Source organism: Lysinibacillus telephonicus, assembly GCF_039654155.1.
GTDB lineage: Bacteria > Bacillota > Bacilli > Bacillales_A > Planococcaceae > Ureibacillus > Ureibacillus telephonicus.
Window position 1 is genome coordinate 165,779 of sequence record NZ_CP155468.1, and the last position, 6,722, is coordinate 172,500.

The 6,722-nt window shown below is 36.7% G+C and carries 8 protein-coding genes (1 of these 8 cut by a window edge); 7 read left to right on the forward strand and 1 reads right to left on the reverse strand.

What is annotated here, in order from left to right; genetic code table 11:
* The first annotated feature begins 105 nt into the window (after positions 1–105).
* The 6 genes from MKY04_RS00725 to dusB all read left to right on the forward strand — a co-directional run bounded on the left by MKY04_RS00725 (position 106) and on the right by dusB (position 5,501).
* The gene (locus MKY04_RS00725) at positions 106–1,464 is read left to right on the forward strand and encodes an IS1182 family transposase (protein ID WP_346235861.1); all 1,359 of its coding nucleotides are present in this window, start codon (positions 106–108) and stop codon (positions 1,462–1,464) included.
* 239 nt (positions 1,465–1,703) lie between these two features.
* Complete coding sequence (locus MKY04_RS00730; protein ID WP_126296333.1) at positions 1,704–2,552, forward strand: aminotransferase class IV; 849 nt, start codon at positions 1,704–1,706, stop codon at positions 2,550–2,552.
* Between the two features lie 3 nt (positions 2,553–2,555).
* On the forward strand, positions 2,556–3,419 hold the full coding sequence (gene folP / locus MKY04_RS00735) for a dihydropteroate synthase (RefSeq protein WP_346235175.1): 864 nt from the start codon (positions 2,556–2,558) through the stop codon (positions 3,417–3,419).
* Positions 3,420–3,440: 21 nt separating this feature from the next.
* The gene (gene folB / locus MKY04_RS00740) at positions 3,441–3,812 is read left to right on the forward strand and encodes a dihydroneopterin aldolase (RefSeq protein WP_126296331.1); all 372 of its coding nucleotides are present in this window, start codon (positions 3,441–3,443) and stop codon (positions 3,810–3,812) included.
* Positions 3,805–4,323 carry a 2-amino-4-hydroxy-6-hydroxymethyldihydropteridine diphosphokinase gene (gene folK, locus MKY04_RS00745; RefSeq protein ID WP_126296330.1) on the forward strand — a complete coding sequence of 173 codons (519 nt, stop codon included), beginning with the start codon at positions 3,805–3,807 and terminating at the stop codon, positions 4,321–4,323. The genes folB and folK overlap by 8 nt, the downstream gene beginning before the upstream one ends.
* 200 nt (positions 4,324–4,523) lie before the next feature.
* A complete protein-coding gene (dusB, locus tag MKY04_RS00750; RefSeq protein ID WP_126296334.1) occupies positions 4,524–5,501 on the forward strand; it encodes a tRNA dihydrouridine synthase DusB in 978 nt (325 codons plus the stop codon).
* 48 nt (positions 5,502–5,549) lie between these two features.
* Here the strand turns inward: dusB and MKY04_RS00755 are convergent, their stop codons facing one another.
* Positions 5,550–6,029, reverse strand: coding sequence for a DinB family protein (locus MKY04_RS00755; protein WP_126296329.1), 480 nt, complete (start codon positions 6,027–6,029; stop codon positions 5,550–5,552).
* A 214-nt stretch (positions 6,030–6,243) separates the two neighbouring features.
* Between MKY04_RS00755 and lysS the strand changes: the two genes are divergently transcribed.
* Positions 6,244–6,722: the 5' end (the start) of a lysine--tRNA ligase gene (lysS, locus tag MKY04_RS00760; protein WP_185807842.1), read on the forward strand. 1,021 nt of this gene lie beyond the right edge of the window; 479 of the gene's 1,500 nt are visible here — the first part of the coding sequence; its start codon is at positions 6,244–6,246; the stop codon falls past the right edge of the window.

Consider the following 6,722-nt stretch of genomic DNA (forward strand, 5'->3'; position numbering starts at 1 on the left):
TCGTCGCTACGCTCCTGCGGGGTATCGGCCGTCACGCTTTTCCCGCAGGAGTCGCCGCCTACACTACAATCAACTACTTCTAAATATACGTTGAGGTGAATGGAAATGATGTCGAAAAATCAAATAAATGAACGCGATCAAATTGAGATGATTACGATTGAAGAACTTGTACCAAAAGACCATCTTGTTAGAAAGCTTGAATCAGCCATTGATTTTTCTTTCATCTATCCACTAGTAGAACCGCTGTATTCTAAATTAGGTCGCCCGAGTGTTGACCCAGTCGTATTAATCAAAATGACATTTGTTCAATATGTATTTGGAATCCGTTCAATGCGTCAAACAATAAAAGAAATCGAAACGAATATGGCGTATCGATGGTTTTTAGGATTTGGCTTCCATTCAGAAGTACCACACTTTTCAACCTTCGGTAAAAACTATGAACGTCGTTTTCAAGACACAGATATCTTTGAACAGATTTTCTATCGAATACTTAAAGAAATTGCTGATAAAGGATTACTAAGTGCTGACCATGTTTTCATCGATTCAACGCATGTTAAAGCGAGTGCGAATAAACGTAAATTCGAGAAGAAGATGGTACGTAAAGAGACTCGGGCATATGAAGCTAAACTTCAAGAAGAATTGAATCAAGATCGGATTGACCATGGGAAGAAACCATTCCCACCAGATAAATTTGAAAAAGAAGAGATAAAGGAAATTAAAGAAAGTACGACAGACCCTGAAAGTGGCTACTATGTAAAAGATGAACGAACTAAGCAGTTTGCTTACTCATTTCATGCGGCAGCTGACCGCTATGGATTTATACTCGGATCAATTGTGACACCTGGTAATGTTCATGATAGTCATATGCTTCAACCACTTGTTGAAAAGGTAATGGAAAAAGTGAAAAAGCCACTTGCTGTTGCTGCCGATGCTGCTTATAAAACACCTGCGATTACTAAATTCTTATTTGAACATGATATTCAACCAGCACTTCCTTATACACGACCAAAAACAAAGGATGGATTTTTACGCAAACATGAATATGTCTATGATGAGTATTATGATTGCTATCTTTGCCCGGAAGGGCAAGTCCTTAAATATGCGACAACGACTAAAGATGGGAAACGCCAATATAAATCAAACCCTACTCAGTGTGTAAACTGTCCTTTACTTACTCAATGTACAAGTAGTAAGGATCACAGAAAAATCATTGAACGTCATATTTGGGCACATCATGTAGAGGAAGCGGATCATCTTCGTCATCAAAGTGATATCAAACAAATATATGCTAGACGTAAAGAAACGATTGAACGTGTCTTTGCAGATGCAAAAGAAAAGCATGGTATGCGATGGACAACCCTACGTGGAATTAAAAAATTGTCTATGCAGGCGATGCTTACTTTTGCTGCCATGAATTTAAAAAAGCTTGCTAATTGGACGTGGCAAGCTTCAGAAATGGCCTAAAATATAATACTCGAAGAGTGTTTTTACCCCAAATAAGTCGGTTAAATACCCAATAATCTATTAAAATTACAAAAGACCTTCAGAATAAGCCCATTCTGAAGGTCTTTTGTCAACAACCTGGATCGACATTTCCTTTTTAGGTAATGTCGATTTTTTATTATAAAGGCCTCCTATTCGTATTAGGAAATTTATGCTATCTTTCAATTAAAATTGAATTTCGTTACGAGGGGGCTCTGTAAATGCTTTGTTGGATAAATGGACAATATGTTGATGATACGGAAATTATGATATCACCATTTGACCACGGTTTTTTATACGGTCTAGGGTTTTATGAAACATTTCGAACGTACAGCGGTAAAGTAGTACTGCTTGAAGAGCATTTTAATCGTTTATGTTCAGCACTTAATCTTTACAGAATCAATATTCCTTATACGTTAAAAGAAATTCAAGAAGCGATTTATGAGTTGACTAGAAGCATGGGGGAAGATGCCATAATTCGTTTAAATGTTTCCGCTGGGTATAATAGTCTTTCTATTCCATATAAATATGAAAGTCCAAACGTTATTCTTTTTCAAACGCCTTTGATAAAAAGAAAACGTAATACGGAAAAGGCGGCACAATGGCTTCAAATAAGAAGAGTAGTAGATGAACACCATTGCTTTAGCTTTAGATCCAATTATTTTGGAAATAATGTGCTAGCTCGATTTGAAATTGAAGATTTAACTACTACGGAAGGATTTTTCTTAACTTCTAAAGGATTTATAGCAGATGGGATTACATCAAATATTTTCTGGGCGAGAGATGGTATACTTTATACACCTTCTATTTCCACTGGGATTATACCAGGTATTACAAGACAATGGTCAATTATGATAGCAAGGCGACTAGGCTACCGGGTTGTAGAGGATGTATTTATTAAAAAAGAATTGGAAAATGCATATGAATGCTTTATTACAAATTCTATCGAAGAACTCGTTCCAATTTCAAACATTGGGAAGATACATTTTTTAGGTGAAAATGGACCGATGTATCAACGTTTACATCAGGCTTACATAGAAGAAATTATTCAAACAGTGAAAAGAGGTTAGTTTATGTTATCTAAATATCCAAAACCAATCGTAATAAATAACATCGAACTGGACTATACCAAAGAGACCTTTGTAATGGGTATTTTAAATGTAACTCCGGATTCTTTCTCAGATGGGGGAAAATTTAATTCATTAGAAGTAGCTGTTCAGCATGCTAAGGAAATGGTAGCAAATGGTGCCAAAATTATTGATGTTGGAGGGGAATCCACACGACCTGGCTATACAAGAATTTCAGACGAAGAAGAGATTGCACGTGTAGTTCCAGTCATTAAGGCGCTAGTAAAAGAAGTACCCGCGATTATTTCTATCGATACGTATAAGTCAGCTGTGGCTCGTGCTGCTATCGAAGCTGGAGCCCACATGATTAATGATATATGGGGGGCAAAAGCGGATCCTGAAATCGCTTATGTTGCTTCAGAGATGAATGTACCAATTATCCTAATGCACAATCGCAAAGAAGAGTCGTACAATCATTATTTTGAAGATTTTATAGCGGATTTACAAGAAAGTATTAACATAGTAAAGGAAGCTGGTGTACCAGATGAACATATTATTTTAGATCCAGGTATTGGCTTTGTGAAAAATTTACAGCAGAGCATAGAGACAATGCAGCGTTTAGACGAACTTGTAGATTTGGGGTACCCAGTACTCCTTGCAACTTCACGTAAGCGAATGATTGGTACGATTTTAAATCTACCATTAGATGAACGGGTGGAAGGAACCGCTGCAACTTGTGCATATGGCATTATGAAGGGCTGTCATATAGTGCGTGTTCACGATGTGAAAGAAGTTGCCCGTACCGTTAAGATGATGGATGCTTTAGTGGGAAAATATGAAGTAAAAGAAGAGTTGCCTGAAAGACACTAGGATTTATAAGGAGATTATGGTATGGATTATATACATTTAAGAGAATTACAGTTTTTTGGCTATCATGGTGTATTGCCGGAGGAAAATGTTCTTGGGCAACGTTTTCGTGCAAACGTCTCGCTTGCAGTGAATGTACAAAAAGCGGGACAGACTGACGAGCTGGATAATACAGTAAGTTATGTTGGTGTTTATGATATTTGTAAAGAAATTATTGAAGGCAAACCGTTTAAATTAATTGAAGCAGTTGCTGAAACGGTTGCATCTCGTATACTGGAAGCTTATAAAGGTCAAGTATTTGGCTGCCGTGTAGAAATTATTAAACCAGATCCCCCTATACCGGGACATTATAAAGAAGTAGCTGTAGAAATAGTGAGAGGTCGTTTTTATGAATAATGTTTATTTATCGCTTGGAACCAATATCGGGGATAGAGAACATAACTTAAAATATGCTGTACATATGCTACAAGAGGATGAAGGCGTAAAGGTCCGGGATGTTTCTTCTATATATGAAACTGCTCCAGTTGGTTATACAGAGCAAGCATCCTTTTTAAACATTGCCGTTTTAATTGAAACCTCTTATTCCCCATTCCAAATGCTTGAATTATGCCAATCTGTTGAAAATAAATTAGGGCGTGTTCGAGAATTTCGATGGGGTCCACGGATTATAGACCTTGACATTTTGCTCTATAATCAAGAGAATATTGAGTCAGAGAACTTAATTGTTCCTCATCCTAGAATGTTTGAAAGAGCATTTGTTTTAGTTCCGCTTATGGAAATTGCACAGAAGCCTTTAACGAGCAATTTACAGAAAGCCAAATCAGTACTTTCTGAAATGGACATTAATCAGGAAGGTATAAACAAATGGAAAAATATAAATAGCGTTAAGGAATTTGTACAAATTTAAGTATAGGTTCATATAATGGTGGAGCTTAGATTCAGGTGCTAAAGGATGAAATGTAAAATAATGTGGATGACGGTAGTACACTTTGAAAATTACCGATAAATTTTAAATAAAAATGTACAGCAAGGAGAGTGTAAAAACTCTATAAGGAGGATGCAACATTGAATACTACGGAAAAACCGTTTCAAATAGGTGATATCGTCATGGATAACCGTGTCGTTTTAGCACCAATGGCTGGCGTGTGTAACTCGGCTTTCCGTCTTACTGTAAAAGAATTCGGAGCTGGTTTAGTATATGCTGAAATGATCAGTGATAAAGGGTTAGTTCAGCGTAACAAAAAAACATTAGATATGCTTTATATTGATGAGCGCGAAAATCCACTGTCTTTACAGATTTTTGGTGGAGATAAAGAAACGTTAGTTGAGGCTGCACAATATGTTGATAAAAATACAAATGCAGATATTATTGATATCAACATGGGCTGCCCAGTAAACAAAATTATAAAATGTGAAGCAGGAGCAAAATGGCTTCTTGATCCAAATAAAATTTATGAAATGGTTTCCGCTGTAGTAGCTGCAGTTGATAAGCCAGTTAGTGTAAAAATGCGCATTGGTTGGGATGATGAGCATGTTTTTGCTGTCGAAAATGCGCAGGCAGCAGAGCGTGCTGGTGCATCCGCAATTGCAATGCACGGACGTACTCGAGTTCAGATGTACGAAGGAAAAGCAAACTGGAATATTTTAAAAGAAGTTAAGAAAAACATTAATATTCCTTTCATTGGAAATGGTGATGTAGAGACTCCCCAAGATGCTAAACGCATGTTAGAAGAAACAGGTGTAGACGCAGTTATGATTGGACGTGCCGCATTAGGCAACCCTTGGATGATTTATCGGACTGTTAAATATTTAGAAACAGGGGAACTAAAACCTGAACCATCTGTACGTGAAAAAATGGACGTATGTTTACTTCATTTTGAACGTTTAATGCAACTAAAAGGAGAAGGAGTTGCTGTTCGAGAAATGCGTAAACATGCATCATGGTACTTAAAAGGAATTCGTGGAAACGGCAAAGTGCGTAATGCAATTAATCAAGTAGAGACTGCTGCGGAATTACGTATATTATTAAATGGTGTTGTAGATGAACTAGAAGAGCACCAAGAACAAAAAGTAGAAGCAATGTAATTAGTAAAGGCATCCTTGTATCAACATGATTTAGGATGCCTTTTTGATTTATTTTGCAAGTTGTTCTTTTGTTGGGCCCATAACTCCAGGAACAGGGAGTCCTGCTTGGCGAAGCAATACTTGCATTTGTGCGCGGTGATGTGTTTGATGATCAACCATCATTCGTAAAACAGCACCAATAGGTATTGCTTGTTCTCCCATATTAACTGTTTTTAATAAAGAGTCATTTGAAAGATTTTCTTTAATAATTTTAACGATATTCTCGCTCACAGTTTGATACTGTTTTGAAATTTCATTAATTGTGGAAGGTACATTGGATTGGTTTAATTCTAGTCCTAATGAAAGACCTATTTGCCCCATAAAAAAAGCTGGTGAGTTTGTTAAATGCCAGCTAAGCCACTCGAGGGAGTTATGACCATCTACTATTGAAAAATCTTTCTTTTCATCAGTTATAGCTTTAATTATAGATAAGGTACCATTACTACTATGTTGCCAATCTTGAATAAAATCATTAACAGTTCTGTACATTTGAACAACAACCCCTTTCATATCAATCGTGGAAATTTTACCATATTTTAATTCGTAACACCGAATAAATCATATCGGGTTTAACTATCTGAAAAGTAAAACTTTTTAAAAACAATTTAAATTCAATCGAAAGAGATGAATAGAAAGCAGAAATTGTGTACAATAGGTACATTATGGACTAATGAACTGCAAAAGCGGAACAAGTATATAAGGAGTGAAAAACGTGTCAAACATTGAAGAATTAAACGACCAACTTTTGGTGAGACGCCAAAAGATGACGAATATTCAAGAAAGCGGTATGGACCCATTCGGTAATCGCTTTGAACGTACGCATTTATCTTCAGAGATTCGCGAGCAATTTGGAGAGCTTACAAAAGAGCAATTAGAAGAGTCCCCAGTAGAAGTAGTAATCGCTGGACGTATTATGACAAAGCGCGGAAAAGGAAAAGCTGGTTTTGCTCATATTCAAGATTTAGGTGGACAAATTCAAATCTATGTACGTAAAGACCGCGTTGGTGATGAAGCATATGAATTATTTAATACTGCAGATTTAGGAGATATCGTTGGTGTTCGAGGAAATCTATTTGTAACGAATGTGGGAGAGCTTTCTGTTAAGGCGGAAGAATTTACGTTCCTAACTAAATCCCTTCGTCCAATGCCGGAAAAATTCCATGGTCTACAAGACGTTGAACA

Bases quoted from the DNA above. Each gene is read 5' to 3' on its own strand.
- MKY04_RS00725 (WP_346235861.1), top strand. From the start codon at position 106: ATGATGTCGAAAAATCAAATAAATGAACGCGATCAAATTGAGATGATT.
- MKY04_RS00730 (WP_126296333.1), top strand. From the start codon at position 1,704: ATGCTTTGTTGGATAAATGGACAATATGTTGATGATACGGAAATTATG.
- folP (WP_346235175.1), top strand. From the start codon at position 2,556: ATGTTATCTAAATATCCAAAACCAATCGTAATAAATAACATCGAACTG.
- folB (WP_126296331.1), top strand. From the start codon at position 3,441: ATGGATTATATACATTTAAGAGAATTACAGTTTTTTGGCTATCATGGT.
- folK (WP_126296330.1), top strand. From the start codon at position 3,805: ATGAATAATGTTTATTTATCGCTTGGAACCAATATCGGGGATAGAGAA.
- dusB (WP_126296334.1), top strand. From the start codon at position 4,524: ATGGATAACCGTGTCGTTTTAGCACCAATGGCTGGCGTGTGTAACTCG.
- MKY04_RS00755 (WP_126296329.1), bottom strand. From the start codon at position 6,029: ATGTACAGAACTGTTAATGATTTTATTCAAGATTGGCAACATAGTAGT.